Raw genomic sequence first — 24,589 nt, forward strand, 5'->3', positions numbered from 1 at the left:
GGAGTTTGAGTAAATATAACAAATTCTGAGAGGAAAGAGTAACCAGATGTGTAGATATTTAGCAATATTCGCAGTATCTGTGATATTCTGAAGAGCGCAGCGTCGGAGATCACAGCAGTAGCAGCAACGCGAAATCAGGTCGGAGTCTTCGTGCGGTCAGAACCGGACCACGAAATACTAGGGCCGGGCGTGTGTACACCCAGTATGTACGAACGGATTCTCGTCGCAGTCGACGGAAGCGAGCATGCGCGCACCGCAGTCACGCACGCGATCGATCTCGCGGAGCGATACGACGCGACGCTGCACGCGCTGTACGTCATCGAGACGCGGACCGCCTACGACAACGCGATCATCGATCCCGACGAGCGGCGGGAAGTGCTCCGGGAAGATGGGGAGAGCGAACTGGCCGACGTACGAGAGCGGGCCGCTGCGGCGGGCATCGAGGTCCAGACGGCAATCGAGGAGGGGGCACCACCCGAAGAAATTCTCGCCTATCTCGACGAGCACGAAATCGACGCGGTCTGTATGGGCGAACGTGGACAGTCCGATTTCAAGACCGTCTTACTCGGCAGCGCAACCGAGACGGTAATCCACGAGACGGATATTCCGGTCATCGTCGTCTGAGCCTCGGTGCATCGGGAACAAACGAAACCATTCTTGGGTACTGGGCCGTACGCCTGTGTATGCCAGAAGCACGCGACCCGCCGCCGACAGACGAAGGCTGGTATGCACTGCACGATTACCGGACAATTGACTGGGACGCGTGGCGTGACGCGACAGACCGCGAACGCAAGCGCGCACTCGCGGAGGTAACCGAGCACCTCGACAGCCGTCTCGCCGTCGCAGACGCCGATGCGGGAGACTCTGCGCTGTACTCCATCCTCGGGCACAAGGCCGACATTCTCATCTTGCATCTTCGGCCGAGTAGCGCCCACATCGGCGCGCTCGAACGGCAGTTCGAGCAGACGGAGTTCGCCCGCTTCACCGAACGCGAGACATCCTTCGTCTCCGTAACGGAGGCCTCGGGCTACTCCGAGAATGCCCGTGATTACTTCGAGGGTGAACTCGACGAAGACTCGGGGCTGTACAACTACATCCAGACCCGGCTCAAGCCGACGATTCCCGACGCAACCCACGTCTGTTTCTACCCGATGGACAAACGCCGCCAGCCCGACCAGAACTGGTACGATATGGATTTCGAGGAGCGGGCCGAGCACATGGAGGCCCACGGCGATATCGGCCGTGACTACGGCGGCAAGATCATCCAGATGATCACCGGCGCAATCGCGCTCGACGACTGGGAGTGGGGTGTGACCCTGTGGGGCGACGACCTCGTCGATATGAAAGATCTGCTCTACGAGATGCGATTCGATCCCTCCACCTCGCAGTTCGCGGAGTTTGGCTCGTTCTACATCGGCCGCCGGATCGCCCCGAGTGATCTGCCCGCGCTGATGGCCGGAGAAGTCGTGCCTGCCGACGGCGATGTCGAGACGGACCTCGACGCCGCGGGACCGATCCATCCGGGTGAGGCGACCAGTCACGGCGCGGACGAGCAGACACACGGTGACAACGAGAGTCACGCGGAACACGCTCACGACGACGAAGACGAACACAGCGACGACGGCGGCCGAGGCGGCCCGCCGATGGGTGGCGACGGCGAGAGCATCACCAAAGAAGCCGACGACCTGGCGGGTCGACTCGGCAAACTCGGCATCCGTGAGGGCGAGGGCTACGAAGCCGGCGATTTCGGCCTCGTACTCTACTCGGACGCGGACGCGCAGGAACTCGCCGACGAAGTCGACGGACTGCGCGAGAACTTCGATCACTACGACACGCACGGACAGACGGTCGTCCGTGCCCAGAGCGGTCGCTCCGCCATCGTCAGCATCTGGGAGAACGAACGAGCGGCCGACACCGCTGAAGGCTTCCTGACCGATCTGCCCGGCGTCGACGACGGCTACCGCGGATCGCTCGGCGACGGTGAGGCCGCCGACGAACACGAAGAACACGGCTCCGCGGGCGGCGATGCCGGCGAAATCCGCGAGGAACTCGCCGATCTGGACGTCTACGCCGGCCAGCCCCACGGCGAGGATATCTACGCGCTCGTGCTGTACTCCGAGGCCGACCTCGACGAACTGACCGCGGAAGTCGCCGACCTAAGCGACGGCTTCGACCGCTACGACACCCACGAGGGAACCGACGTGTACGACGATCCGGACAGCGACAACGCGGCCGTGGTTAGCCGCTGGGAGACCGCAGACGCTGCGAACACCGCAAGCGAGTATCTGAGCGATCTGCCGGACATCGTCGGCTGGGCCGACGAGGGCGACGGCTTCGAGACGATGGGGATGTTCTACACGGTCAAGCCCGACTACCAGGAAGAATTTGTCGAGAAATTCGCCGACGTAGGAGAGTTGCTCGGCGAGATGGAGGGCCATCGCTCGACGGCACTGCTGACGAACGTCGACGACGAGAACGATATGTTCATCGCCAGCCGGTGGGACTCCAAAGAGAACGCGATGGAGTTTTTCCGGTCGGACGCCTTCACCGACACCGTCGACTGGGGCCGCGAAGTGCTCGACGACAAGCCCCGGCACGTGTTCCTGGCGTAACAGAAACCATATATGTCATTTTCTTGCTCGTATGATGCATGAACGAACAGCGACGGCGATCAGTGCTGAAGACCGCCGCAGCATCGGTCGCGCTCGCGCTCGCCGGCTGCTCTGAGGACTCGGGAGATGGGGACGGGTCGTCGACGGACGACGAACCAGCGGGCGACTCGGACGACCAGCCCGAAGATTCGGAACCCGACAGTGAGGACGATGACGAATCGGTGACAGAAGATGACGAAACGGAGTCGATCACCGTCGTCGATCAGCCATACACGAGATGGATCCCGGAGCCAGCCACGACAACGGACGGCTCTGTCGATAGGCTCGCCTTCGTCTACCTCGACGGCGCACAGTTGCGATCAATCGAAGATAGCCTCTCGGAGTCCGCCACAGAGAGTGTCCCCCGCGAGGACGCGCTGCCGCTGATACAGGAGGGGTCCGTCGACGAGTACATCCGGCTTCAGACGCCAATCCGAGAGCCGGATTTCGAGTTTTTCGACCAGACCGTGATCTGTACTGGAACCTTCGACCCCGAGGCGATTATTAGCGAATACCGGAACTACAGGGACACGGAGTGGGACGGCGAGAGCGAGTACGGCGAGTTCACGATCCTGACGAAGGGACGGACAGACGACCGACCCGGACTGAGCGTCGGGGTGAGCGAGTCGACCGTCCTCTACGTCCCACAGACGAGCGAAAACGAGGGGACAGAAGTCATCGAACAGTTCGCCGACGCCGGGGCCGGAGAGACCGAGCGAGTCCACGAGACCGACGACCAGATCGCGCGACTGTTCAGCAAGGTCGACGGGAGTTCGTTCGTGAGTTTCACCTACGGAACGAAGTTCGTCAATAGTGGCTCCTCCGGCAGCGAACCACCAGAGGGGTTGCTCGGCGCAATCGGCGGCACAACTGTCGGAGAGTCGGAGACCGAACGCAAGACGATTTTCCCGTTCATCGACGAATCGAGCGCGGTGGCAGCACGCGACAGCGACGACTTCCCGCCGCCGGCACGGAACGACGCAGGCGAGGTGTCCGCATCCCTCGACGGAAACTTCTACGTCGTGACACAGACACTCCCGACCACGGAGTTCGAGAGCTTCAGCGGAGTCTGAGCCGAACCCCGCCGTTCTTCGCTATCAAGCCGACCACGCAGAGTCGTCACTGTTCGTAAACGTTCGGCCGCGTTCGCTCGGAGCCACGATTCCGTCCGGCAGTTTCACTTTCAGTCCGCTGTTAACGGGGCTTTATGTACAAGGGGGCACAACCGACGCGTATGGCAACACAGGAAGACCTCGAAGAGCTGCCGGGCGTCGGTCCGGCGACAGCGGAGAAACTCAAAGAGAACGGCTTCGACGGCTACCAGGGAATCGCGGTCGCGAGCCCGGGCGAACTCTCGAACACGGCGGATATCGGCGAATCTAGCGCGGCGGATATCATTCAGGCGGCCCGAGAGGCCGCAGACATCGGCGGCTTCGAGAGCGGCGCGACGGTACTGGAGCGACGAGAGCAGATCGGCAAACTCACCTGGGGTGTCGACGAGGTAGACGAACTGCTCGGCGGCGGCGTCGAGACGCAGTCGATCACGGAAGTCTACGGCGAGTTCGGCTCCGGGAAGTCCCAAGTCACCCACCAGCTGTCGGTCAACGTCCAGCTTCCGACCGAACACGGCGGCCTCGAAGGAAGTGCCATCTTCATGGACAGCGAGGACACCTTCCGGCCCGAGCGAATCGACGACATGGTCCGTGGCCTCGACGACGAGGTCATCGAGGACACGATGGTCCTGCACGGCGTCGCCGAGGAAGGCGAGGCCGATGCCGAAGACGAACAACTGCTGACTGAACTCATCGAGGCGATTCTCGACAAGATTCACGTCGCGAAGGCGTTCAACTCCAATCATCAGATCCTGCTGGCCGAGAAGGCCCAGGAGATTGCGGGCGAGAGCCAGGACGACGAGTTCCCCGTCCGACTGCTCTGTGTGGACTCACTGACCGCCCACTTCCGCGCGGAGTACGTCGGTCGTGGCGAACTCGCCGAGCGCCAGCAGAAACTGAACAAACACCTCCACGACCTGATGCGTGTCGGCGACCTGAACAATACCGCTGTCCTCGTCACGAACCAGGTCGCTTCCAACCCCGATTCCTTCTTCGGCGACCCGACCCAGCCCATCGGCGGAAACATCCTCGGTCACACCTCCACCTTCCGGATCTACCTGCGCAAATCCAAGAACAACAAGCGGATCGTTCGCCTGGTCGACGCGCCGAACCTCGCCGACGGTGAGGGAGTGATGCGCGTCTCCGGAGACGGTCTCGTCGAGGAGTAACCCGGAAGAACAACCGGTTTTCTGATACGTGTCTGACGGGGCAGAGTGAAAGTATAACTCGTGCAAACGAACCACACGATGTGACCGGGTTTCGATCCGAAATAAGGGGGTCAGAAATTCGTTACGAACGCGTCCACAGATCGGGTTCGGAGACCTGTTCACTGATAGAAAGGCTGCCGGTGTGTCGGATCCAGATTGCGAGGAGGCCAGCACCGACGAGGAGCGCGCCGAGCGCGAACAGGCCGGCCTCCGGGCCAAATTCGCCGCCGGTCAGTACGGAGCGGGTCCCGGGGTCGACGGCGAGGACGGCGACGCTGCTGGTCAGTCCGCTGACCGGCAGGCCGAAAATCGGGCCGAGGACGAAGTTCCAGCCCGTGTGGATCCCGATGGGGAGCGCGAGCGAGTCGGTGAAGACGTACGCGCCGCCGAGCAGAAGGCCAAAGAGTGTGATGTTGAGCGTACTGACGACGCTCGCACTCGGGTTGCTGGCGTGAGCGAGGCCGAACAGTGCCGCACTGACCCCGACCGCGAGCAGCACAGCACGGCGGCTATCCAGTGCGATCCGGGCTCCTTCGGCGACGTTGACGAGCAGGTAGCCGCGGAAGACGAGTTCTTCCAGCACGCCGATTGCGAGAAAGTAGCCGGCGGCGACGAGCAGACCGACAGGGACCGAGAGATTGGAAAACAGCGCGCCATCACGAGTGAGGAAGGTCCCGGAAATCTCGCCGACGGTAAGCAGAATCGCCGTCGCGACGAGGGCGACCATCGCCGCTCCGACCGCGAGTCCGACACCGAACTCACGTCGCCACTCCCGGTCGAGACTGACGCCAAGATCACTGAATCGGCGGCGGTCAACGATCCAGCTCATCCCGAGAACAGCGACGACGAGTGCAATCAGCGAGGCCAATTCAGCGAGTGCTGCCGACAGCGGGCCGAGCGTCCCGACACCGAGCCCGACGATGACGGCAACGACGCCCAGCAACAGGGCAAACAGCAAGACGAGTACGAACGAGATGGCAAACCGAAGCGGGGCGCGGGGCCGTCGCTCCTCAGAATTCCAGAAGACCTGCGAGAGTCCCCGGCGAAGGTTCTCGTCCATACCGGCCCTGGCGGGCCCACTCACTTAATCCTGGCAGTACTTATCCCTCCGTCCTACCAACTATTACGTATGTCCGACAGCCTCCTCGACAAACTCAAAGGACTCTTGCAGGGCGCGTTTCTCTCTCACGTCCCGGATCACCCCTCCCACGGCGGGAATACCGGCGATTCGGAGTGGGATCCTAACCAGAACGACGCGGACGACGAGAGAGACGGAGAAGAGCAGGAGGAAACCGACGGCGATCAGTTCGATTCGAGATAATCGAGGACTTCTGCGGTCGTTCCGCCGACGGGTTCGGGGTCGGCACCCGCTTCGGCGGCGGCCTCGGGATCTTTGAGCAGATGGCCCGTCGTGAGACAGACGACTTGCTCATCGTCGCGGACGACACCCTCCGAACGGAGTTTTCGCAAGCCGGCAATCGACGCCGCGGAGGCCGGTTCGACGCCGACACCCTCGCCCGCGAGGTCACGCTGTGCCTCGGTGATCTTCTCGTCGGAGACTGCGGTGGCAGTGCCACCCGTCGCGCGGATTCCTGGGAGCGCCTTTGGTGCGTTGACCGGGTTGCCGATGCGGATGGCCGTCGCACGAGTCTCGACGTCGTCCCAGCGTTCGTGTTCCTCCCAGCCGTGTTCGATGGCTTCGGCCATCGGCGCTGCCCCGGCGGCCTGGACGCCCGTTAGTTTGGGCACGTCTTCCTCCTCGATTGCGCCGCTTTTGACGAGTTCGCGGAAACACTTGTACAGCGCGGCGGTGTTGCCCGCGTTCCCGACCGGCAGGACGATCCGATCGGGGTAATCACCCTCTTCCTCGTGGAACTGCTCCATGATCTCCAGCCCGATGGTCTTCTGGCCCTCCAGTCGGAAGGGGTTCAGCGAGTTGAGCAGGTAGACCTCGCCGCGCTGGGCCATATCCTGCACGATATCCAGACAGGTGTCGAAGTTGCCGTCGACTTCGAGGATGCGCGCGCCGTGGAGGCTTGCCTGTGCGACCTTGCCGGCGGCGACTTTCCCCGCCGGGAGCAGCACGAGCGTCTCCATCCGACCGCGCGCGCCGTAGGCGGCCAGTGCAGCGCTGGTGTTACCGGTCGAGGCACAGGCCAGTCGCTCGACGCCGACTTTCTGTGCGACGCGAGTTCCGACGGTCATCCCCCGATCCTTGAAACTACCCGTCGGGTTCATCCCCTCGTGTTTGACTCGGAGGCGGTCGACGCCGATTTCGTCTTCCAGCCCCGGCACGTCGTGGAGTTGGGTGCCGCCTTCGGGCAGACTGACGCCGTTGTCGACCGGCAGTGCGGCCCCATACCGCCAGACGCCGCGTTCGCCCTCGAAGTCATTCCACGTCGGGAGGTCGGAGTACCGAACTTCGAGTAAGCCGTCACAGTCGTCGCAGGTGTACCGAACGTCCGCAAACGGCGCAAACGTCTCCGAACACTCGATACAACTCAGCCAGACGCCATCCGACGCGCAGGAGGGTTCGTCTGCGGTCAGTTCGAGGTTAGCCATTATACAGGTCTTGTCCCCGGAACCCAAAAGTCAGGCGGTTAGATACTGGGGCGGCTTATGCTTCGTCGCCGAACTCGTCGATGCGGTCGTGGACGTAGTCGGCCCATGCATCAAGCGTCTCGTGCATGAGTTCGCGGGCCTCCGGCAGCGGGGTCGGGGAGTACTGGTAGACGTGGCCGCCGCCGTCGAGCAGGCGTCGTTCGCGGGCAGCGAGGCCTTTCTCTCGCAGCGTCGACAGCGAGCGATTGACGTTGCTGCGGTCCCGGTCGAGTTCGGCGGCCAGTTCCTCGACGGTGCTGCCCGGATGCTCCAGGAGTGTCTCGTAAGTCTTGGCCTCGTGGCGCTGGACGTTGAACACGCAGGCGAGCACTTCGCGGAGGTCCGGCTCTTCGTCGAGCATCAATTCCCGGAACTTCGCCGGAGACGGGTCGGCATCAACCATACCAGCCGTTGCACCTCCGGGCGAATAAAATCTCAGTTTCTGCGGTTCACTGCTCGGCGTAGCCCTGTTGGCGCAGGCAGGTCTGCATCTCGCTGGCGGAGTCGTGTTTGTGCAGGCGAGCGGGGGTATCACAGTAGTAGATATCACCGTTGTATCGGAGGGTAACCTCGTGTTCGGAGCCCAGAAACTCCGTGCGAACGACGACGCGCCGACCGTCTTCGATCGCGGTCATGATCTCTTCGACGGTCAGTTCGCCGGCCTCGACGACGAGCGGGTCGCTCATATCGGCTCATTCGAGGAGGCTCCATTTCAGTGACCCGTTTTGAATACAGAGGAGTCAAATCACTGCCGCCCTACGCTGTGAATGTGACTGCGGAGCGCATCCTGTTGGTACGCCACGGCGAGACGGACTGGAACCGAAAAGGTCGATTACAGGGCTGGGCACCGACGGCGCTGAACGACCGGGGCCACGAACAGGCGCAGCGGTTGGGCAAGGAACTCGCAGCGAACTGCGATATCAACCGTATCGTCGCTTCCGATAGCCTGCGGACCCGAGAGACTGCTGCTGGCATCCGCGACGCAGCGATCGAACCGGAACCCGAGTTCGAATCGGCCTGGCGCGAGCGCGGACTGGGCGTCTATCAGGGATTCACATGGGGTGAACTCGAAAGTCGCTTCCCAGCGTTCGAGTACAACAACGGGCTGCTCGCGCTCGAAGAGCGCCCCGAAGGCGGCGAGACACTGGTCGAGATGTACCAGCGAGTCCTCGCCGCCTGGAAAGAGGTGCGCGAGGAGTCAACTGGAACGGCGCTCGTCGTGACCCACGGCGGCCCGATTACCGTGGTGCTCGCGTGGCTCAACAGTCTCGATATCCCCAGCGCAATCGAACGATACAGCATCAATAATTGCTCGGTGACGGAAGTCGAACTTCCGGAGAACGAGATTATTCGGGAAAACGAATTGCTCTTCGAGACGGTCCCGCCACACGAGCCCTAGTCGGTCGGATACTCCGCTTCGAGCGGGTCGGGTTCCTGCAGGTCGGAGTCCTCGGTCGCCGGACTGACGCTGCCGGTCTGGTAGCCGTGCAGATCCAGCGTCACGTGCTCGAAACCGAGATCAGCGATGTGATCGCGCGCCGCGCGGATGAAGTCGGGATCCAGCGCCACGTCCAGTTCTTCCTCGGAGACTTCGATGCGCGCGAGGCCATCGTGATCCCGTACCCGGAACTGATCGAAGCCCCACGTCCGGAGCAGTCGTTCGGCCTTCTCGATACGGCTGAGTCGTTCCTCGGTGACTTCGAGTCCCGTCGGGATGCGTGAGGAGAGACAGGCCATCGATGGCTTGTCTGCGACGGAAAGGTCGTACTGCTCGGCAATCTCTCGAACTTCTTCCTTGCTGATCTCGTGGGCGAGCAATGGCGAGTAGGCGTCGAGTTCGTCGACGGCTTGCAGTCCGGGACGATGGCCCTCGCCGGGATCAGAGGCGTTGGTGCCGTCACAAACGACATCGATCCCGAGTTCCTCGGCGCGGTCGAACATCGCCCCGAGTCGCATCGTCCGGCAGTGATAACAGCGCTGGTCGTCGTTGGCGATGAACGCCTCGCTGTCGAGTTCGCTGAACTCGACGATTTCGTGACGGATCCCAATCTCTTCGGCGACTCGTTTCGCGTCGTCGAGTTCCGCTTCTGGGAGGGTTTCGCTGCGCGCTGTACAGGCGACGGCATCCTCGCCCAGCGCGTCGTGGGCGATTGCGGCGACGACGCTCGAATCAACCCCGCCCGAAAAGGCGACGAGTACGCCGTCGCGCTCCGCGAGGTCCGCCCGAGCGGCGTCGAGTTTCGCTTCGGTCATAGCCCTGTTTCTCGCTCACAGCGCAAAAACGCGTCGCACCCGCCTTACTCGTTGACGATAGCCGTCTCGAACTCGCCGTCCGCGTACTCGACGCCGGCCGCACAGACACGATGCTCGAACTCGTGGTCGTACAGTTCTCGGGCCACACCGGCGGCATCGAAGGCGTCGAGTTTGAATTTGGTTGGGCTGTCCTCCTCGTAGGTGGCGACCAGCGTCGGCTCCGTGACCTCCTCGACCAACAGTGCGTCTCGTCGGACCGTCCCGATGTAGCCCGCCGGCTCTGCGTTCGCGGAGGGGTCGTCGGTCAACCCGACGATGCCGGCGATGCGCGGTGTGTCGTAGTCGTCTTTCTCGAAATCCAGCGCGAGCAGCGGTTCGGCCAGCGCGTCCTTGGCGGGATAGCCCAGTTCGAGTTTCTCGGCGATAGGGTCGACGTGCGAGCCGTTACCGATGACTGCGCCGCGGTCGGTCAGTTGCACGCAGTTGTAGGAGATGTAGGGGTTGTCGGTCTCTTCGGCCTCCTCGGTGGGGCCGACGGTGATGGTGCCGTCGCGGTCGATTGCCTGTCTGTTCGGGAACGAGCGCGAAGAGACGCGGTATGCGCCGACCTCCGGCCCGACGACGACGAAGCGTCCAACGTACATATCTCGGTGTGTCGGGCGCGCGGGCATGTAGGTGTCGGAACGCAGTTCAGAGAGATAGAGACGTGGGAGATTCGTTGTGCGAACTGCCACCGGAAAGCACATTTTGCGCCTCCCGGGAAGCGATTACGACACACATAAGTACGATCACCAATTACGAATTAATGCGAAGTTCCGTGGTGTAGTGGCCAATCATGTAGCCTTCTGGGGGCTACGACGGAGGTTCGAATCCTCCCGGAACTATTCTCTGCGAACGGCAGTGAGCAGTGATCTTCTTCGATGGATTCGAAGCTGGGAGTGAAGCGTGTCGAAACGACCGTGGTTCGAATCCTCCCGGAACTATTCTCCTCCCGAAGCAAACTCCAGAGAGGTGCTGTTGCACGCGAAGAGACAGCAGCCAGGAATTTATAGTGGATTGTGACGAACCCACCGGCAGCCTCCGATGCTCCCCGATGATTCCGCCCTCCGGCGTCGACTACTGCTCACGGCGGTGCTGGTCGTCGCTCTCCCGTTTCTGTTCATTTACGCCTTCGAGTTCGCGGTCAATCGGTTTCTGGTGCCCATTCTCGAATCACAGGGGTACGGACCGTACTACGGGCATTTCTACGTCGCACCTGGATTCGCCGTCGTCGTGGTGGTGGGTGGACTGGCCGTGCAGGCGCGGTACGGCCCGCAGACAGTGCTGCGCTCGATCGGCGCACGGGAGACCAGCAGCAGTTCCCACCCCGAACTCCACGCTGCGGTGACGCGGTTGGCCCAGCAGGCCGACGTGGAACCGCCGGCGGTCGCGGTCACCGACAACGACGCGCCGAACGCAGCGGCAGTCAGGGGGCCGTCCGGTGAGGGGACAATCGTACTCACGACAGGACTGCTCGACGAACTGGACGACGAGGAACTGACCGCCGTGCTGGCGCACGAACTCGCTCATCTCACGAACCGCGACGCCACAGTTATGACCGTCGCATGGGTGCTTCCGACAGTAACGTACTACCTCGCAATCGTCTCCGCGTACCTGCTGTATCGACTCCCGCGCTCGCTCGCCGGCGGTTCCTCGGGCGGAGACGACGGCGGCGCGGCGAAGGCGATTATCGTGCTCGTCGCGACCGCGCTCATGACGCTAGCAGTCTCCGCGCTGTTCTGGGCCGCGAGTGTACTCGTTCACCGGTTGCTCTCACGGTATCGGGAGTTCGCCGCGGACCGCGGGGCCGCAGCGCTGACGGGCGATCCCGCGGCCCTGGCGAGCGCGCTCGAAACGATGGACGAGACGATGGAAGACGTGCCGGACGAGGACCTTCGGGCGCTCGATGGCGGCGCCGAAGCGCTGTACGCCGCGCCGCTGGAATCGCGGGCTTTCACCGATGCCGAACTCGTGTCGACGGACATCTTCCCCGAGACGCATCCGCCGACGAGCGAGCGAGTCGACCGCCTGTACGAACTGGCGGGGGAGATGGAATGAACCGGCGCGAGGTACTGGGTGGGATCGCTGCCGGTCTGACGGCCGGACTGGCTGGCTGTGGGTACGCCTACGGAACCGGGGATATTCGCGAGCGTCAATCCCTCACCGGCAGATCGCTGTTCGGAATCGAGACCCAAGACGTGCTGCGTGACGGCGACCGGATCCTCGTCGCGAAACAGCGTGATAATACGATCAGGCCGTCGCTCCCGGACGAAGATCCGCCGGATTCAGAAATTGACCTGTCCGCATTCGATCTCAACGGCGAGTCACAGTGGGAGTACAGCCGTGCCGGGACGTACACCGCCGCCACTCTCGCGGGAGCCGGTGCCTATCTCGTCGACGACGGGTCCCGCGTCGAAGCGGTCGCACCGAGCGGTGACGACACGGAAGGCGAGCGCGAGTGGAGTGCCGAACTCCCAGACGCCGGCCCGCCAATCGCCGGCAGCCCCGAACTGGTGGCGGTGACCACCAGCGGAGGCGTGGCCGCGGTCAGTGAACGACTCCTGTGGGAGCGAGTCGTCGACGACCTGCAGGACCTGTTCGTCGTCGGTCGGGCCACCGTGATACACACCGCGAACAGGCTCAGAGTAATCGACGAGTCAGGCACGGAGACCTACCATCGCACCGGCGACGATCTGCTCGTGACCACAGACGCCGAACGACTGTATCTCACCGACGAAACTGAGGTGTGGGCTGTCAATCCGGCGACCGGCGAGCGACTGTGGGAACAACCGGCCGAGGGGCTGTGGACGACGCTGACCGTAGAGGGGGAGGTACTCGGCTTGCGCTCGACATCGGAAGTACGGACCTTCGAGACGACCGGAGCGCCGCTGTGGAACGCAGATATCTCGACATCCAGCGGTTCATTCCTTCCGGCCGCGGAGTGGGGATACTATGTTCCGGGCTGTGAACTACACGGCTTCAGTCCCAACGGCCAGCGGTGGAACCGTGACCTCACTCTCTGTTCGTCGGGTGGGTTCTGTGGCGACTGTCAGCAGGTCGATGGCTGGATCGACGGCGAACTCGTCTGGTATCTCTTCGAGTCGGGCGATCTGATCTGCGTCCAGCGGACTGACCAGCGCCGCGGACTGTTCTGGTGACGGCAAGCGAGACGGATCGGCAGAATAGTCGCTACGCGTGGCTGTCGTGTCGGGGCCGGAATAACCGAGTCGCGGTTTCAGGGCGGTCCGGAAGCGTTCACAACGGGATGGCTACAGCGGCGAGAATCGGTGTACCTCCCGGGCGTGGTCGAGAAGCTCCTCGGTGCTCTCGAAGGTCTCACCACATGCACACCGATGCGCCGCCGGATCGGTCGACCGTTGTGTTGACATATTTATATCAACGGACGCGCGGTTTATAATAGTTGTACATGGTGTGTGAACTAGTTGCATAGACTCAGTTGGATCGGTGAGTACTGCGGTCGTTCTGGAGCCAGCGGACCCGGGTTTATACCGGTCGAGGCCAATTACAGGTATGGATCGAGACCAACTCCGCGAGGCGTGGGATACCGTCGCGGAAACGTACGCACACAATCGTGATCCGTCGGGGTCGGACGCGGACCTGATCGACGATCTGTTGGCGACGTTGCCGGCCGATCCGAAGATACTGGATATCGGCCCCTGTGACGGCGCGCGAACGCTCGCCAACCTGCCGGCGGGGAGCGTCGGAGTCGACATCTCGCGGGACGCGTTAGAGTTGGCACGTGAGACAGTTCCCGAATCAGTGCTACTGCAGGGGGATATGGCGAGTCTGCCGATTGTCGGGGGATCGATGGATGGGATCACAGCCTACCACGCCGTCTTTCACGTTCCGCGGGCGGAACATCCCGCAGTGTACGAGGAGTTCGCCCGCGTCCTGCGTCCCGGCGGGCGTTTGCTGATGACGCTGCCCGGCGGCCGCTTCGAGACGACACGTCGGGGCTGGATGGGTGGTTCGATGTTCTTCTCCGCACCGGGCCGCGAGCAGGCGCTGACCCAGTTGGAGGAGGCTGGCTTCGAGGATGTGCAGACAGAGATGGCAGACGATCCGCTCGGGAGCAGTACCGAGTTCGTCTTCGCGACGCGGTCGTAGCTGTCCCGTCCCTTGTATCGAAAGGTCCTTATGACAACCCGTGGTAGGTTCAGATGGACTAGGTCGGGCGGTTAGGCCCCGCTCCTCGCCACGTGTGGCCTCAAGTGGGACCGAACGCCGGGGGCGTGCGGTCAGACGGCCGTGGGCCCCGCAAGCCAACGTCGAAGCCTCGTCCTGCGGGGACGGAGGTCTGGATGGCTGTGTCTGCAGGGACACAGGCGCCCAGTTAACCGGTGCCAGTCCGCCAGGCGCGGAAGCGAGCAGCGGAGCACTGGACATCTGTCGCTCGTAGGGTCGCGGGGTGGAGGAGGCACGCGGGACTACCCGCGGTCAGACGCCGCGCAATCCTGGCTGTCCATTTCCACATTCTACAACTGGTGAGCGACAGCGCTGGCGTCAGGACGAAGCCGAAGAGGGAACTGCTTAAGTCGTCGTGTACCTCAACTACGAGTATGTATTGGCGATGCACCCGGCCACGGAGGCGGTCACGATGAGCCTCCAGTCGCCGGTCGGGTCGGATCATCAACTCGCACGCTTGCTCCAGATCGGTGCCGTCCTCGAAGAGGTCGTCGAGGCTCGGGCCACGAAACACTGTGAATCCGACGTCATCGACGACGACGTTCGGGCAATGCTGGAGGAGGCGGCCGAGGAGTCGGCGCGACATCGCGAACGGATCGACGACGTGATCGACGAACTCGACGCGGAAACGATTCCATTCGACGAGATTCAGCCGCTCGTCGAACAGCAGTACGAGGCCGATCAGGATTTCGACGGGGTGCTCTACGACCAACTCTGCAACGAAGAGACGGCCTACAAGTTCTACGACGACCTGATCGACGCAGTCGAGCAGTCGGATGCGACATTCAGTATCGACCGCGACCGTCTACTCGGGATTCTCCGAGAGATCCGAGCCGAGGAGGAGGCGGGCGTCGAAGAAGTTACCGAACTGATGGAACAAGGCACATGACAGCGCGAGCCACTGCGGTCGACCAGTGTTGTCCGGAAACTGCTCCGGCCACGCGGCCGGAGGCGACCCGTGGGGGGAACCAATGAATACAGCAAATCAGTATCTCAAGGCGATTTATCTTGTCCAGGAGATCGAAAACGGCCCGGCATCGACCGGCTCGATTGCGGAGATGCTCGATGTCAGTCCGGCCAGCGCGAACGAGATGATCGGCAAACTCGAAACGCAGGAACTCTGCTCACACGAGAAGTACAAGGGCGTCGAACTGACCGACGAAGGAATCGTGCGAGCGCGAGACGCCCTCCAGAACTACTGTATCATCGAGCGCTTTCTCGTCGAAGTACTCGAAGTCGAGGATTTCCGGGCAGAGGCCCGCCAACTCGAACCCGTCATCGACGAGACGGTCGCGGAACGGCTGGATACGATCATCGACCGCCAGCCACAGTGTCCGGACTGTTTCGACGCCGAGTCGGACGTCTGTGCGCTGCTTGAATGCGACGCCGACTGATGGTCGCGGCAGTCGAAACGGTCGGCCCCTTTCTCATCCCCATAGTCATCTTCATCCTCGGCCTGATCGGCTATCTCGTCCTCTTCGTACTGACCAGATGGGGGATTCTCGGCGACGATTGAGTTCCGGTATATAAATGCTGCTTTCAGCACTGAGAATGAAAATGTTAGTAATCTATAAGCTTCGGCCAGCCCTACCCATAACTGGGTGAATCCACATGAACATCATCGTGATTGTGGCGGGACTGATTGCACTGTTCGTCTTTCCACTCGTCGCCTACGGCGTCATGTGGTTCACGAGTCGCGGCGGGGAGACCGAACGGCCAGAGCCGCCGGAGACGAATCACGTTGGGCGGGATATTCCCGGGCAAAACTCCGGAGACTGACGGGCAATCGAAGCATTCAATCGCCCGAGAACCGACGAATGAACAATGACAGCCACCGGTCCGCCGATTCGTCGGCTCGCTGACTGGGATCACAGTCGGCTCGAAGCGCTCGCCGAGGAACACGGCACACCGCTTTACGTGCTCGACCCAGATCGCGTCCGAGCGAACTACCAGCGGTTCGCGTCGGCGTTTCCAGACGCCCACGTCATGTACGCCGCGAAGGCACACACTGGCCGCGCAGTGCTGGAAACGCTGCTCGATGCCGGTGCTGATATCGAATGTGCAGCCAGCGGCGAACTCAAGCGAGCGATTGCCGCCGGCGCAGATCCGAACACGCTGCAGTACACCGCAGTCAACCCACCACAAGCAGATGTGGAGTACGCTGCCGAACTGGGGGCAGACCATCCGGGGCTGACCGTCACAGCCGGCGCGCGGGACACTTTCGACCGCCTCGAAGCGGCGGGCTACGACGGCCGCGTCGCCATCCGGATCAACCCCGGCATCGGCACCGGCCACCACGAGAAAGTCGCTACCGGCAAGGATGCGAAGTTCGGCATTCCGAAAGCCGAGGTACCCGAACTGGCCGAGGAACTGCGCGAGCGATTCGGTCTCGTCGGCCTCCATGCTCACGTCGGCAGCGGCGTGTTGCACGATGATCTGGACGATCACTGCCGAGCCATCGAGACTGTCGCTGACGTTGCCCGGAAAGTCGGCAATCTCGAATTTCTGGATATCGGCGGCGGCTTCGGCGTCCCCTATCGCGAAGGCGAGGAACCGCTGGACATGTCCGTCGTCGGCGAGCGAGTCCGCGAGGCGGTTGGCGACCTCGACGCGCAGTTGGCACTGGAACCCGGCCGGTACGTCGTCGCCGACGCCGAACTCATCCTGACGCGGGTGAACACAATCAAAGAGACCGATACGGCGACGGTCGTCGGCGTCGATGCCTCGCTGGCGACACTGATTCGACCGGCGATGTTCGACTCCTATCACCCGATCAGAAACGTGAGCGCGCCGGATCGGGAGCCCGAACCGGTCTCGGTCGGCGGGCCGTGCTGTACGAGCGCGGACGTGTTCTGTACAGACCGACCGATTGCACGGCCACAACAGGAGGATCTGCTCGCCATCGGTAACGCCGGTGCGTACGGCTACGAACTCGCGAACCAGTTCCACTCACAGCCCCGGCCCGCCGAGGTGGCGCTGGACGGCGATGGTGCGCGCGTCGTCCGCGAACGCGAGACACTCGACGACGTGACCCGGGTCGAGACCGGGTTCGACTCCTGACGGACTCGACCGATCCAGTTCGTTCGGATTTTTATAGCCAGGGGGCCAAGGCCGACCATGAGCCGTCTCCCTGACTTCATCATCATGCCAGTCGACGACGATAGTGAGTACGTCAAACACGTCTACATGATACTGCTCCTGTGGACAGCGCTCGTTATCGTCGCCGGGGTCGCACTCGCGGTGGTCACCCTCGCCTGAGGCGCCGCTAGATGAGCTTCGAACTCCAGACCTTCCACGAAGAAGCCGTCTCGACGCCTTCCCACGAGGACGTGACGGAGATGCGGGACCTGCTCGTCGAGACCCTCGACGCCGCGGGACAGGACCCCGAAATCGACGAGGCAGGTAACGTCATCGCACACAGAGGCGAGGGCGAACAGTTGGTTTTGAACACACACATCGACACCGTCCCGCCACACATCCCTTACGAGCGCGACGGCGACATCGCCCGCGGGCGCGGGGCTTGCGACGCCAAGGGCCCGCTCGCAGCGTTTCTCGATGCCTTTCTCCACGCAGAGATCGAGTCGGGCCAACTCACCCTCGCGGTGACGACCAACGAGGAGACGACTCAGACCGGCGGCGCCCATCTGGGTGACACCCTCGACGCCGACGGCTACATCGTCGGCGAACCGACCGATCTGGATGTGTGTCTCGCCGCCCGCGGCCAGTTCGAGGGCGAAGTCCGGATTCACGGCGAGAGCGGCCACGCCAGCGACCCCGCGAACGGCGAGAACGCGATTCGAGCGGCGGCACCGATCCTCCAGGCACTGGAGTCGTACGACGACGAGCGCGGACCGGGCGCGCACGAACTGCTCGGCCGGCCGACGCTCACGCCGTCGATGATCGAAGGCGGAGAGGCGATCAACCAGATTCCCGGCGAGTGTACGATTCAGTTCGACCGGCGGACGGTTCCACCCGAAACGGTCGATGGATTCTTCGACGGGTTGCGGGCGCATCTGGACGGTTGGCTTCCCGACAGCTACGATCTGGAGGTCGGACTCGTCCGCCCGAACATGCCCGCTCCGGAGGCCTTCGCGACCGACCGCGACGAGCCGCTGGTCGAGGCGCTGGCAGCCGCGAGCGGCGGCGAGTGCCGGCCGTTCGGCGCTGCGACGGAAGCCTCGTATTTTGCCGAGGACGCGCCGGTCGTCGTCTTCGGCCCGGGCGTCCTCGCCGACGAGAACGGACCCGTGGCACACGGAGAGCGGGAGTACGTCCACCTTTCGGCCGTGGAGGCCGCAGCACGGGCGGTCCAGGAGACGGTCGAATCTGTTCTCGGCTGAACGCTTTTGCAGAGCTCTACGAAGATCCGTCAGCGAGCATTTATTCAGCCATAAAGACAACGTTGTGTATGGACACCGCTGCCGCTCGTCGGTTTCTCGGCCGCGTCGGTGGACTTGTCGTCGTCGCGTTCGTGCTGGGCTCGACGATGACGCCGCCAGACCCATACACACAGCTGGTGTACGCCACCGGCGCAGTTCCAATCGTGCTCGTCGCTGCGTACGTCCTCGTCTACCGCACCGATTCACAGCACAATTTCGGGCGATTTCTCATCGTGAGTACTGCGGTCGGATTGTTTATCTGGTTCGTTGGATCCGTGCTCACGCCGACAGGTATCGGTATTGGGGGCGGTCTCGCAGCGCTCGCGGCCGCACTCGTCTGTGGGCACGCGATAGTGTATCAAGACCGGCGTGCCGCATTATCATCAGGCCCAGGCTAGAGTCGTCGAAGATTCGGCTAGCATTGTATCCCGCAGGCCCCACCGTGGACCACGGGTCATGACAAACCGACCGACAGGCCAGCCAGCAGTGGTTATCTGCGGAGCTACGTCGTTGTTGATCTTTGCAGTCAGGCTCACTGATCGCCGTCTTCGGATTGGGCGTGTTTGCCGACATGGGGAAATCGGTGGCACACCGAGAGCGGGAGTACTCCACCTCTCGGATGTGGAGGCCGGGACAGTCGGTTGGGCTCAGACGGGCCCTCTCACCAGTATCCATTTCACGTAGTTGTCAGACGATAGCATATGGCGACCCAAAACCAGGCGGTCGACTCCGAGACGTTCGTGCAGGCCGGGCTGTTCGTCGTCGTCTCGACGGCGGTGCTGACCGCGAGTTTCCTCGGGATCGTCGGGCATGCCACGGGCCGGGTCAGCGGCGTCGCCGGTCGGATCCCCTACTACGTGCTGCTGATGGCGGTGAGTTTCGTCGTGGCAGTCATCGGGTTCGAGTCGCTGGTCGGGCGGGCCAGCGAGGTCCTCAGCGGGGCGCTCCTCGCGACCGGCATCGCGCTCGTTCTCGTCATCCTCAGCGGTGAAGGGATCGTCTATCTCCTCCAGCATACCGAAGCGGTTCTCTCCTCGCAACTGCTGATCTACATTCTCGCCGCCGGACTCGTCGGGACAGGGCTGTGTTACTGGGCGTTTCAACACTGGGCGGAACTGGCCAACACTATTGCAGGACACTGAGCGAGCGAGGGCGAATCGGCCGGCTTTTTATCGCGCACGTCCCATCATGGACCATGAGCCACGACAAACTGCCAACAGACCAGCCAGCGGTGGTCACCTGCGGGCTGCCCTACGCCAACGGAAATCTCCACGTGGGCCACCTGCGGAGCTACGTCGCTGGTGATCTGTTCAGTCGGGCGCTCCGGCGTGTCGGCCAGCAGACAGCATTCGTCTGTGGGTCAGACATGCACGGGACGCCCGTCGCGGTCAACGCCGCCGAGGAAGGCGTCGAACCGCGAGAGTTCGCCCTGGAGTATCACGAACAGTACAAAGAGCGGTTTCCGCAGTTCAACGTCGAGTTCGACAACTACGGACACACCGACGACGAGACCAACACCGAGGTCACTCGGGAATTCGTCGAATCCTGGATCGAAAACGACCACATCCACGAAAAGGAGATTCAGGTCGCCTACGATCCGGATGCCGACCAGTGGCTGCCGGATCGGTACGTCGAGGGAACCTGCCCGTACTGTGGGGAGAAGGCCCGTGGTGACGAGTGTGACGAGGGCTGTCAGCGCCACCTCGAACCCGGCGAGGTCGAGAATCCGACGAGCACGCTCACCGGCAACCCCGCCGAGTACCGCACCCGCGAGCACAAGTTCCTCCGGTTGTCGGACTTCCAGGAGTATCTCCAGGGCTTTCTCGACCGCCTCGAAGGAACCGAGCGCGCCCAGAGCCAGCCGCGTGAGTGGATCGAGGGCGAACTCGAAGACCTCTGTATCACCCGCGATATGGACTGGGGCATCGACTATCCGGGTGGCGTTGCTCCGGAGGAGCAACGAGGCGAAGGCGGCACCGCCGCCGGAGCGGAGGATGACCTCGTTCTCTACGTCTGGGTCGACGCGCCCATCGAGTACGTCTCCTCGACGAAACAGTACACCGACAGCGTCGGTGCCGAGGCCTTCGACTGGGAGCAGGCCTGGAAGATCGACGGCGAGGAAGCCCACGGAACGGAGTGGGAAGCGGAGTGGTCCGACACCTCCGGTGAGATTATCCACCTGATCGGCCCGGACATCATCCAGCACCACTGCGTCTTCTGGCCCGCAATGTTGCGCGGCGCGGGCTACAACGAACCGCGGGCAGTGCTCGCGACCGGGTTCGTCGGCATCGACGGCAAGTCGCTGTCGACCTCCCGGGGTCGTGCAGTCTGGGCCACCGAGTATCTCGACGAAGGCTTCCACCCGGATCTGTTCCGGTACTACACCGCGACCGGGAGCGGGCTGGAAAACGACGTGGACTTCTCGTGGGATCGGTTCGCCCAGCGAGTCAACGGTGAACTCGTCGGCAACCTCGGTAACTTCTGTTACCGCGGACTCCTGTTCGCACACCGCAACTACGACGGCACGCCCGAGGCCGACCCGAGCGAGGAAGTCGTCGAGCGAATCGAGGAGGCAGTCGAGACCTTCGAGACTGCTGTCGCCGAGTACGACGTGCGGACGCTGGGGCAGGTCGCCGTCGACCTCGCCGACTTCGGCAACGAGTACATCCAGCAGAACGAGCCGTGGAATCTCGTCGACGACTCCCCAGAGGAGGCCGCCCAGGTCATCCGCGACTGCGTCCAGCTCGCGAAAGCCTGTGCGCTGTTGATGCAGCCGGTCATGCCCGAGAAGGCCGAGAATCTCTGGGCCCAACTCGGCGAGGACGGCTCCGTCCACGACCCCGAACTCTCGGCTGCCCTCGAAGAGCCGCCGGAGAACTTCGACGAACCCGAGGAGCTGTTCACGCAGGTCGAAGACGAGACCATCGAACGACTCAACGAGAAACTCCGAGAGCGAGTTTCCGAGTCGGGTGACGACGGCGAAGACGCTGACGACGACGCCGAAGACGGGGAGGTCGACCTGCCCGCGCTCGAAGACGACCGTATCGGCTTCGAGGATTTCCAGGGAGTCGACATGCGCGTCGGTGAGATCACGGCCGCGGAACCGATCGAAGACGCCGACGAACTCGTCCGGCTTGAGGTCGACATCGGTATCGACCAGCGCCAGGTCGTCGCCGGACTCAAACAGCTCCACGATACCGACGAATTGCCCGGAACGCGAGTCATCCTGCTGGCGAATATGGAGAAAGCCGAGTTGTTCGGCTACGAGTCCAACGGGATGGTCCTCGCAGCGGGCGAGGAGGCCGATCTGCTCACGACCCACGAGGACGCGCCGCTGGGCACGCGGGTCCGGTAGTCGAAGCAGACTTTTCTTTCTCGATCAAGTAAATAGAGTATGGCAGCACCGCCGACCGGAGACGAGGAGGACGCCGACGACTGGAAATTCTCCGTCGAAGACGTGAGTCCGGAAGAGAAGCCGGATCCACAGGAAGAACAGAACACAGAGAGCGACGGCAACATCGCCGGAACGCTCGAACGGAACCAGCCACTGGAGCCCGGAGATATCGACCTCGAAAACGCTGTCTTCGTCGTGCTTGGCGTGCTGATTGTCGTGATCCTGATTACCGGTGCGATCCTCGGGATCTAGACCGACTGGGGCGTCTCGTGGATCTCGAGGGGGACCTCTCGCCGTCGGCCTTCGAGATCACGGACGATCCGGCGGACGATCTGTTCGGCCTCGGCGCGGATTTTTGGTGTCACCTTATCGACGACCCAGTCGAACGAGGTGAGCGCGGGCAGGTCGATCGCACCAGCACTGGCCGATGCCGGATCGAACTCGACGTAAAACCGGACGCGTGAAGCTGTCGGCTCGTCTTCTGGGGCGGCGTCCGGTTCGGGTTCGATGCCCCAGTAACCGCTGGCGTCGAGATCCTTAATTAGTTCCCAGTCGATGCGCGCTGGCGGCTCGACTCCGGTGACTCTCGACCGGGCGGTGTAGCTGAGTTTCCACCACGCGAAGGTGAGATCGTACTCCGTCTCGGGCGTGCCGTCGCCGTACCGGCGGATGTCGTCGAGATACTCCGAGTACTTTGCGTACCGAGGGAAATCGACCAGAAAGTCGTAGATCTCCTCCGGCGGCAGATACACGAGCGTACTGACTTCGAGACGATCCACACCCTACAGTGAGGGCGTGGGGCAACTAAAGTGGCAGGGCACATATAGACCGGCTTCCTACGGCGGGTATGAGCAAGGATACGCCTGCTGTGACGATCATCGGTGCCGGCCCGGCGGGATTGACTGCGGGTATCTACGCCGCCCGCGCCGGACTCGACACCGAGGTGGTACACGACGGCGAATCGATCCTGAACCGCAACGCCCACCTGGAGAATGTCCCCGGCTTTCCGGCCGGCGTGAGCGCACGACGGTTTCTGGAACTGACCCGCGAACAGGCTGAACGAAACGACTGTCGAATTCGCGACGGAGTCGTGACCGCGATCCGATCCACCGACGAAGGATTCGTCATCGAGACGGCGGATGACCAGCGCCGAAGCGAGTACGTCATCTGTGCCTCCTGGGCAGACACGGAGTATCTCGATGGCATCGACGGCATCGGAATCACGAGTCGCGGCTCGAAGGAGTACATCGATATCGAGGAGGACGGCTCGACCGGTGTCGACGGACTCTACGCCGCCGGCCGGGTTGCCGGCCAACCCCACCAGACGGTCGTCGCCGCGGGCCACGGCGCGAAAGTCGCCCTCTCGGTGATCCACGACTCCGAAATCCCATTTTATCACGACTGGGTCGCCCCCGAAGGCTACTTCACCGACCGCGGCCGGGAGGTGCCGCCGGGCTGTGAGGAAATCGACGACGAGGAACGCGCTCGCCGCGAGGCGGAGACGCTCGACCGGATGCAAGAAGCCTTCACAGAGCGCTACCCCGAGGAGCCGACTCAACACCCCAGCGTCCGCGAAGACTGAGGGAAGATCCACCCTCTATTATCACCACTGATACTTAGAGGGGAAGATTAGCATACACCGGCGTGTGACGGAGAGACGAACAGGGGAGCAATGAGTAGTCGCTCGAACCCAGGCCGTCTGTACAATCGTCGGGTGACGAGACATATCGAGTCGCTGCTCCCGGATCGCGTCCTGCCGGACAATGATTTCACGTTCAGTGGGACGACCATCGTCGACCGCGAGAACAACCCCGGAAAGCCGGCAGGCGGGACCTGTACGATCAAGTCCTACGTCGGGGAGGATGGCCAACTCGCCGTGCTCGAAAAATCAGAGCTGAAGTTGGAGGGAGAAACCGCGTGGGGTTGCTGGAACCGGATTCGACGCACACATACCGTCGACGGGACGGAGCTACCGCCGTTCAGCTATCACGTCCAGACGCAGATTTTCGATCGCGGGTCACGCAAGCGCGACGAGACGATTGTCAGCCTCGCTGGACTGGAAGAGATGCCCGTCTACGGCGGCCGCGAGGCACAGGCGGCGCTGATTCTCGCGGAGAGTCTGGCCGTGGAGAAGGCAGTCGCGCCGGAGGAGCGCTCGGATGTCTGCTGTTCGCTCCATCGGCTGCCCTCCTTGCCGCGGCTGGTGGATCGAGGCGAACTGCTCCGGCTCAGTTGGCGCGAACTCGACGAACTGCTCGGCCCCGACGCCGAGATGATCGCGGCCAGCGCAAGCGTCGAAACCGTCCCTGACGAAGAACGCGAAGAGGCCGCCGCGAAAGGCGTCAAGATGTTTACCGACGAAGCGCACTCTGTCGACGACGAGAACTTCACCGAGAAGCGAACTCGCCGCCGGTCAGAGACGCCGGACCAACACGAGCGCCGCGAACGTAACGCGCGGTCACTTCCCGACGAGATGAGTCCGGAGGAGGCCGAAGAGAAACTGATCGAGATGGCCGAAGAGATTTACGAGATGCGCGGCAATGAGAAGCAGTCCGACGAATAATCGGTGTCTATGGAAGGAGTCCGCTGTGTTCGCGGACAAGCACAATCTTCTGAACGCGAACGAAGTGAGCGTTCAGCTCTTTTTCCCCAAGTTTTTGCCGTGAGTGGGTTGCGGGCCGCTGGCCCGCAACCTCATAGCGTGACGGTTGTACCGTCACGCGGTCGCCGAAGGCGACCCGAACGG

At 62.7% G+C, this 24,589-nt stretch carries 29 protein-coding genes, 1 tRNA gene and 1 other RNA gene; 24 read left to right on the forward strand and 7 right to left on the reverse strand.

Annotated elements, in window-relative coordinates:
- The first annotated feature begins 204 nt into the window (after positions 1–204).
- From V8P86_RS12020 to radA, 4 genes are all read left to right on the forward strand, one after another.
- Positions 205–624: a universal stress protein gene (locus tag V8P86_RS12020; protein WP_336327512.1), complete on the forward strand. Its 420-nt coding sequence runs from the start codon at positions 205–207 to the stop codon at positions 622–624.
- 59 nt (positions 625–683) lie between these two features.
- Entirely contained in the window at positions 684–2,612 is a 1,929-nt protein-coding gene (locus V8P86_RS12025) for a heme-binding protein (RefSeq protein ID WP_336327513.1), read from the forward strand.
- A 38-nt stretch (positions 2,613–2,650) separates the two neighbouring features.
- Positions 2,651–3,724 carry a hypothetical protein gene (locus V8P86_RS12030; protein WP_336327514.1) on the forward strand — a complete coding sequence of 358 codons (1,074 nt, stop codon included), beginning with the start codon at positions 2,651–2,653 and terminating at the stop codon, positions 3,722–3,724.
- 161 nt (positions 3,725–3,885) lie between these two features.
- The gene (radA, locus tag V8P86_RS12035) at positions 3,886–4,932 is read left to right on the forward strand and encodes a DNA repair and recombination protein RadA (RefSeq protein ID WP_336327515.1); all 1,047 of its coding nucleotides are present in this window, start codon (positions 3,886–3,888) and stop codon (positions 4,930–4,932) included.
- 121 nt (positions 4,933–5,053) lie between these two features.
- On the opposite strand, the gene V8P86_RS12040 is transcribed toward radA, so the two are convergent.
- Positions 5,054–6,031 (reverse strand): CPBP family intramembrane glutamic endopeptidase, encoded by a 978-nt coding sequence (locus V8P86_RS12040; protein WP_336327516.1) that lies wholly within the window; start codon positions 6,029–6,031, stop codon positions 5,054–5,056.
- Positions 6,032–6,100: 69 nt separating this feature from the next.
- On the opposite strand from V8P86_RS12040, the gene V8P86_RS12045 reads away from it, so the two are divergent.
- Positions 6,101–6,292, forward strand: coding sequence for a hypothetical protein (locus V8P86_RS12045; protein WP_336327517.1), 192 nt, complete (start codon positions 6,101–6,103; stop codon positions 6,290–6,292).
- Here the strand turns inward: V8P86_RS12045 and thrC are convergent.
- From thrC to V8P86_RS12060, 3 genes are read right to left on the reverse strand one after another with little or no spacing between them, the layout of a single operon-like run.
- Positions 6,274–7,533 carry a threonine synthase gene (thrC, locus tag V8P86_RS12050; RefSeq protein ID WP_336327518.1) on the reverse strand — a complete coding sequence of 420 codons (1,260 nt, stop codon included), beginning with the start codon at positions 7,531–7,533 and terminating at the stop codon, positions 6,274–6,276. The genes V8P86_RS12045 and thrC overlap by 19 nt on opposite strands.
- A gap of 55 nt (positions 7,534–7,588) precedes the next feature.
- The gene (locus V8P86_RS12055; protein ID WP_336327519.1) at positions 7,589–7,975 is read right to left on the reverse strand and encodes a helix-turn-helix domain-containing protein; all 387 of its coding nucleotides are present in this window, start codon (positions 7,973–7,975) and stop codon (positions 7,589–7,591) included.
- A 46-nt stretch (positions 7,976–8,021) separates the two neighbouring features.
- On the reverse strand, positions 8,022–8,258 hold the full coding sequence (locus V8P86_RS12060) for a DUF8001 family protein (RefSeq protein WP_336327520.1): 237 nt from the start codon (positions 8,256–8,258) through the stop codon (positions 8,022–8,024).
- 83 nt (positions 8,259–8,341) lie between these two features.
- Here V8P86_RS12060 and V8P86_RS12065 point away from each other — a divergent pair, with 83 nt between their 5' ends.
- Positions 8,342–8,971 carry a histidine phosphatase family protein gene (locus tag V8P86_RS12065; RefSeq protein ID WP_336327521.1) on the forward strand — a complete coding sequence of 210 codons (630 nt, stop codon included), beginning with the start codon at positions 8,342–8,344 and terminating at the stop codon, positions 8,969–8,971.
- Here the strand turns inward: V8P86_RS12065 and larE are convergent.
- Together larE and V8P86_RS12075 are read right to left on the reverse strand one after the other, a co-directional pair.
- Complete coding sequence (larE, locus tag V8P86_RS12070; RefSeq protein ID WP_336327522.1) at positions 8,968–9,825, reverse strand: ATP-dependent sacrificial sulfur transferase LarE; 858 nt, start codon at positions 9,823–9,825, stop codon at positions 8,968–8,970. The two genes, V8P86_RS12065 and larE, sit on opposite strands and share 4 nt — an antisense overlap.
- A 44-nt stretch (positions 9,826–9,869) precedes the next feature.
- Positions 9,870–10,469: an IMP cyclohydrolase gene (locus tag V8P86_RS12075; protein ID WP_336327523.1), complete on the reverse strand. Its 600-nt coding sequence runs from the start codon at positions 10,467–10,469 to the stop codon at positions 9,870–9,872.
- A 167-nt stretch (positions 10,470–10,636) separates the two neighbouring features.
- Between V8P86_RS12075 and V8P86_RS12080 the strand changes: the two genes are divergently transcribed.
- From V8P86_RS12080 to V8P86_RS12155, 16 genes are all read left to right on the forward strand, one after another.
- A tRNA-Gln gene (locus V8P86_RS12080) sits at positions 10,637–10,709 on the forward strand.
- A 199-nt stretch (positions 10,710–10,908) separates the two neighbouring features.
- A complete protein-coding gene (locus V8P86_RS12085) occupies positions 10,909–11,922 on the forward strand; it encodes a M48 family metalloprotease (RefSeq protein ID WP_336327524.1) in 1,014 nt (337 codons plus the stop codon).
- On the forward strand, positions 11,919–13,022 hold the full coding sequence (locus tag V8P86_RS12090; protein WP_336327525.1) for an outer membrane protein assembly factor BamB family protein: 1,104 nt from the start codon (positions 11,919–11,921) through the stop codon (positions 13,020–13,022). Before V8P86_RS12085 ends, V8P86_RS12090 begins: the two co-directional genes overlap by 4 nt.
- A gap of 373 nt (positions 13,023–13,395) precedes the next feature.
- Complete coding sequence (locus V8P86_RS12095) at positions 13,396–13,992, forward strand: class I SAM-dependent methyltransferase (protein ID WP_336327526.1); 597 nt, start codon at positions 13,396–13,398, stop codon at positions 13,990–13,992.
- A 51-nt stretch (positions 13,993–14,043) separates the two neighbouring features.
- An RNA gene (gene ffs / locus V8P86_RS12100) (signal recognition particle sRNA) lies at positions 14,044–14,353 on the forward strand.
- Positions 14,354–14,482: 129 nt separating this feature from the next.
- On the forward strand, positions 14,483–14,959 hold the full coding sequence (locus V8P86_RS12105) for a ferritin-like domain-containing protein (RefSeq protein ID WP_336327527.1): 477 nt from the start codon (positions 14,483–14,485) through the stop codon (positions 14,957–14,959).
- Between the two features lie 82 nt (positions 14,960–15,041).
- Complete coding sequence (locus tag V8P86_RS12110; RefSeq protein WP_336327528.1) at positions 15,042–15,464, forward strand: metal-dependent transcriptional regulator; 423 nt, start codon at positions 15,042–15,044, stop codon at positions 15,462–15,464.
- A complete protein-coding gene (locus tag V8P86_RS12115) occupies positions 15,464–15,586 on the forward strand; it encodes a hypothetical protein (RefSeq protein ID WP_336327529.1) in 123 nt (40 codons plus the stop codon). Before V8P86_RS12110 ends, V8P86_RS12115 begins: the two co-directional genes overlap by 1 nt.
- A 95-nt stretch (positions 15,587–15,681) precedes the next feature.
- The gene (locus tag V8P86_RS12120; RefSeq protein WP_336327530.1) at positions 15,682–15,849 is read left to right on the forward strand and encodes a hypothetical protein; all 168 of its coding nucleotides are present in this window, start codon (positions 15,682–15,684) and stop codon (positions 15,847–15,849) included.
- Positions 15,850–15,894: 45 nt separating this feature from the next.
- Positions 15,895–17,130 carry a diaminopimelate decarboxylase gene (lysA, locus tag V8P86_RS12125; RefSeq protein WP_336327531.1) on the forward strand — a complete coding sequence of 412 codons (1,236 nt, stop codon included), beginning with the start codon at positions 15,895–15,897 and terminating at the stop codon, positions 17,128–17,130.
- Between the two features lie 57 nt (positions 17,131–17,187).
- Complete coding sequence (locus tag V8P86_RS12130; protein WP_336327532.1) at positions 17,188–17,328, forward strand: hypothetical protein; 141 nt, start codon at positions 17,188–17,190, stop codon at positions 17,326–17,328.
- Positions 17,329–17,339: 11 nt separating this feature from the next.
- Positions 17,340–18,410 carry a M20 family metallopeptidase gene (locus V8P86_RS12135; protein WP_336327533.1) on the forward strand — a complete coding sequence of 357 codons (1,071 nt, stop codon included), beginning with the start codon at positions 17,340–17,342 and terminating at the stop codon, positions 18,408–18,410.
- A 68-nt stretch (positions 18,411–18,478) separates the two neighbouring features.
- Positions 18,479–18,847 (forward strand): DUF7534 family protein, encoded by a 369-nt coding sequence (locus V8P86_RS12140; protein ID WP_336327534.1) that lies wholly within the window; start codon positions 18,479–18,481, stop codon positions 18,845–18,847.
- Positions 18,848–19,150: 303 nt separating this feature from the next.
- A complete protein-coding gene (locus V8P86_RS12145) occupies positions 19,151–19,591 on the forward strand; it encodes a hypothetical protein (protein ID WP_336327535.1) in 441 nt (146 codons plus the stop codon).
- 53 nt (positions 19,592–19,644) lie between these two features.
- On the forward strand, positions 19,645–21,804 hold the full coding sequence (gene metG, locus V8P86_RS12150) for a methionine--tRNA ligase (RefSeq protein WP_336327536.1): 2,160 nt from the start codon (positions 19,645–19,647) through the stop codon (positions 21,802–21,804).
- Positions 21,805–21,843: 39 nt separating this feature from the next.
- Entirely contained in the window at positions 21,844–22,095 is a 252-nt protein-coding gene (locus tag V8P86_RS12155) for a DUF7312 domain-containing protein (protein WP_336327537.1), read from the forward strand.
- Here V8P86_RS12155 and V8P86_RS12160 read toward each other — a convergent pair.
- Positions 22,092–22,622, reverse strand: coding sequence for a type II toxin-antitoxin system RatA family toxin (locus V8P86_RS12160; RefSeq protein ID WP_336327538.1), 531 nt, complete (start codon positions 22,620–22,622; stop codon positions 22,092–22,094). The genes V8P86_RS12155 and V8P86_RS12160 overlap by 4 nt on opposite strands.
- Positions 22,623–22,690: 68 nt before the next feature.
- On the opposite strand from V8P86_RS12160, the gene V8P86_RS12165 reads away from it, so the two are divergent.
- Positions 22,691–23,425, forward strand: a complete 735-nt coding sequence (locus V8P86_RS12165; RefSeq protein WP_336327539.1) for an NAD(P)/FAD-dependent oxidoreductase — start codon at positions 22,691–22,693, stop codon at positions 23,423–23,425.
- A 90-nt stretch (positions 23,426–23,515) separates the two neighbouring features.
- Complete coding sequence (locus V8P86_RS12170) at positions 23,516–24,406, forward strand: hypothetical protein (RefSeq protein WP_336327540.1); 891 nt, start codon at positions 23,516–23,518, stop codon at positions 24,404–24,406.
- The last annotated feature ends 183 nt before the right edge of the window (positions 24,407–24,589 follow it).

Origin of the sequence: Halovenus anhuiensis (genome assembly GCF_037080055.1) — an archaeon.
Lineage (GTDB): Archaea > Halobacteriota > Halobacteria > Halobacteriales > Haloarculaceae > Halovenus.

Coding starts and splice junctions, on each gene's coding strand:
- V8P86_RS12020 (WP_336327512.1), top strand. CDS start 205: ATGTACGAACGGATTCTCGTCGCAGTCGACGGAAGCGAGCATGCGCGC.
- V8P86_RS12025 (WP_336327513.1), top strand. CDS start 684: ATGCCAGAAGCACGCGACCCGCCGCCGACAGACGAAGGCTGGTATGCA.
- V8P86_RS12030 (WP_336327514.1), top strand. CDS start 2,651: ATGAACGAACAGCGACGGCGATCAGTGCTGAAGACCGCCGCAGCATCG.
- radA (WP_336327515.1), top strand. CDS start 3,886: ATGGCAACACAGGAAGACCTCGAAGAGCTGCCGGGCGTCGGTCCGGCG.
- V8P86_RS12040 (WP_336327516.1), bottom strand. CDS start 6,031: ATGGACGAGAACCTTCGCCGGGGACTCTCGCAGGTCTTCTGGAATTCT.
- V8P86_RS12045 (WP_336327517.1), top strand. CDS start 6,101: ATGTCCGACAGCCTCCTCGACAAACTCAAAGGACTCTTGCAGGGCGCG.
- thrC (WP_336327518.1), bottom strand. CDS start 7,533: ATGGCTAACCTCGAACTGACCGCAGACGAACCCTCCTGCGCGTCGGAT.
- V8P86_RS12055 (WP_336327519.1), bottom strand. CDS start 7,975: ATGGTTGATGCCGACCCGTCTCCGGCGAAGTTCCGGGAATTGATGCTC.
- V8P86_RS12060 (WP_336327520.1), bottom strand. CDS start 8,258: ATGAGCGACCCGCTCGTCGTCGAGGCCGGCGAACTGACCGTCGAAGAG.
- larE (WP_336327522.1), bottom strand. CDS start 9,825: ATGACCGAAGCGAAACTCGACGCCGCTCGGGCGGACCTCGCGGAGCGC.
- V8P86_RS12075 (WP_336327523.1), bottom strand. CDS start 10,469: ATGTACGTTGGACGCTTCGTCGTCGTCGGGCCGGAGGTCGGCGCATAC.
- V8P86_RS12085 (WP_336327524.1), top strand. CDS start 10,909: ATGCTCCCCGATGATTCCGCCCTCCGGCGTCGACTACTGCTCACGGCG.
- V8P86_RS12090 (WP_336327525.1), top strand. CDS start 11,919: ATGAACCGGCGCGAGGTACTGGGTGGGATCGCTGCCGGTCTGACGGCC.
- V8P86_RS12095 (WP_336327526.1), top strand. CDS start 13,396: ATGGATCGAGACCAACTCCGCGAGGCGTGGGATACCGTCGCGGAAACG.
- V8P86_RS12105 (WP_336327527.1), top strand. CDS start 14,483: ATGAGCCTCCAGTCGCCGGTCGGGTCGGATCATCAACTCGCACGCTTG.
- V8P86_RS12110 (WP_336327528.1), top strand. CDS start 15,042: ATGAATACAGCAAATCAGTATCTCAAGGCGATTTATCTTGTCCAGGAG.
- V8P86_RS12115 (WP_336327529.1), top strand. CDS start 15,464: ATGGTCGCGGCAGTCGAAACGGTCGGCCCCTTTCTCATCCCCATAGTC.
- V8P86_RS12120 (WP_336327530.1), top strand. CDS start 15,682: ATGAACATCATCGTGATTGTGGCGGGACTGATTGCACTGTTCGTCTTT.
- lysA (WP_336327531.1), top strand. CDS start 15,895: ATGACAGCCACCGGTCCGCCGATTCGTCGGCTCGCTGACTGGGATCAC.
- V8P86_RS12130 (WP_336327532.1), top strand. CDS start 17,188: ATGAGCCGTCTCCCTGACTTCATCATCATGCCAGTCGACGACGATAGT.
- V8P86_RS12135 (WP_336327533.1), top strand. CDS start 17,340: ATGAGCTTCGAACTCCAGACCTTCCACGAAGAAGCCGTCTCGACGCCT.
- V8P86_RS12140 (WP_336327534.1), top strand. CDS start 18,479: ATGGACACCGCTGCCGCTCGTCGGTTTCTCGGCCGCGTCGGTGGACTT.
- V8P86_RS12145 (WP_336327535.1), top strand. CDS start 19,151: ATGGCGACCCAAAACCAGGCGGTCGACTCCGAGACGTTCGTGCAGGCC.
- metG (WP_336327536.1), top strand. CDS start 19,645: ATGAGCCACGACAAACTGCCAACAGACCAGCCAGCGGTGGTCACCTGC.
- V8P86_RS12155 (WP_336327537.1), top strand. CDS start 21,844: ATGGCAGCACCGCCGACCGGAGACGAGGAGGACGCCGACGACTGGAAA.
- V8P86_RS12165 (WP_336327539.1), top strand. CDS start 22,691: ATGAGCAAGGATACGCCTGCTGTGACGATCATCGGTGCCGGCCCGGCG.
- V8P86_RS12170 (WP_336327540.1), top strand. CDS start 23,516: ATGAGTAGTCGCTCGAACCCAGGCCGTCTGTACAATCGTCGGGTGACG.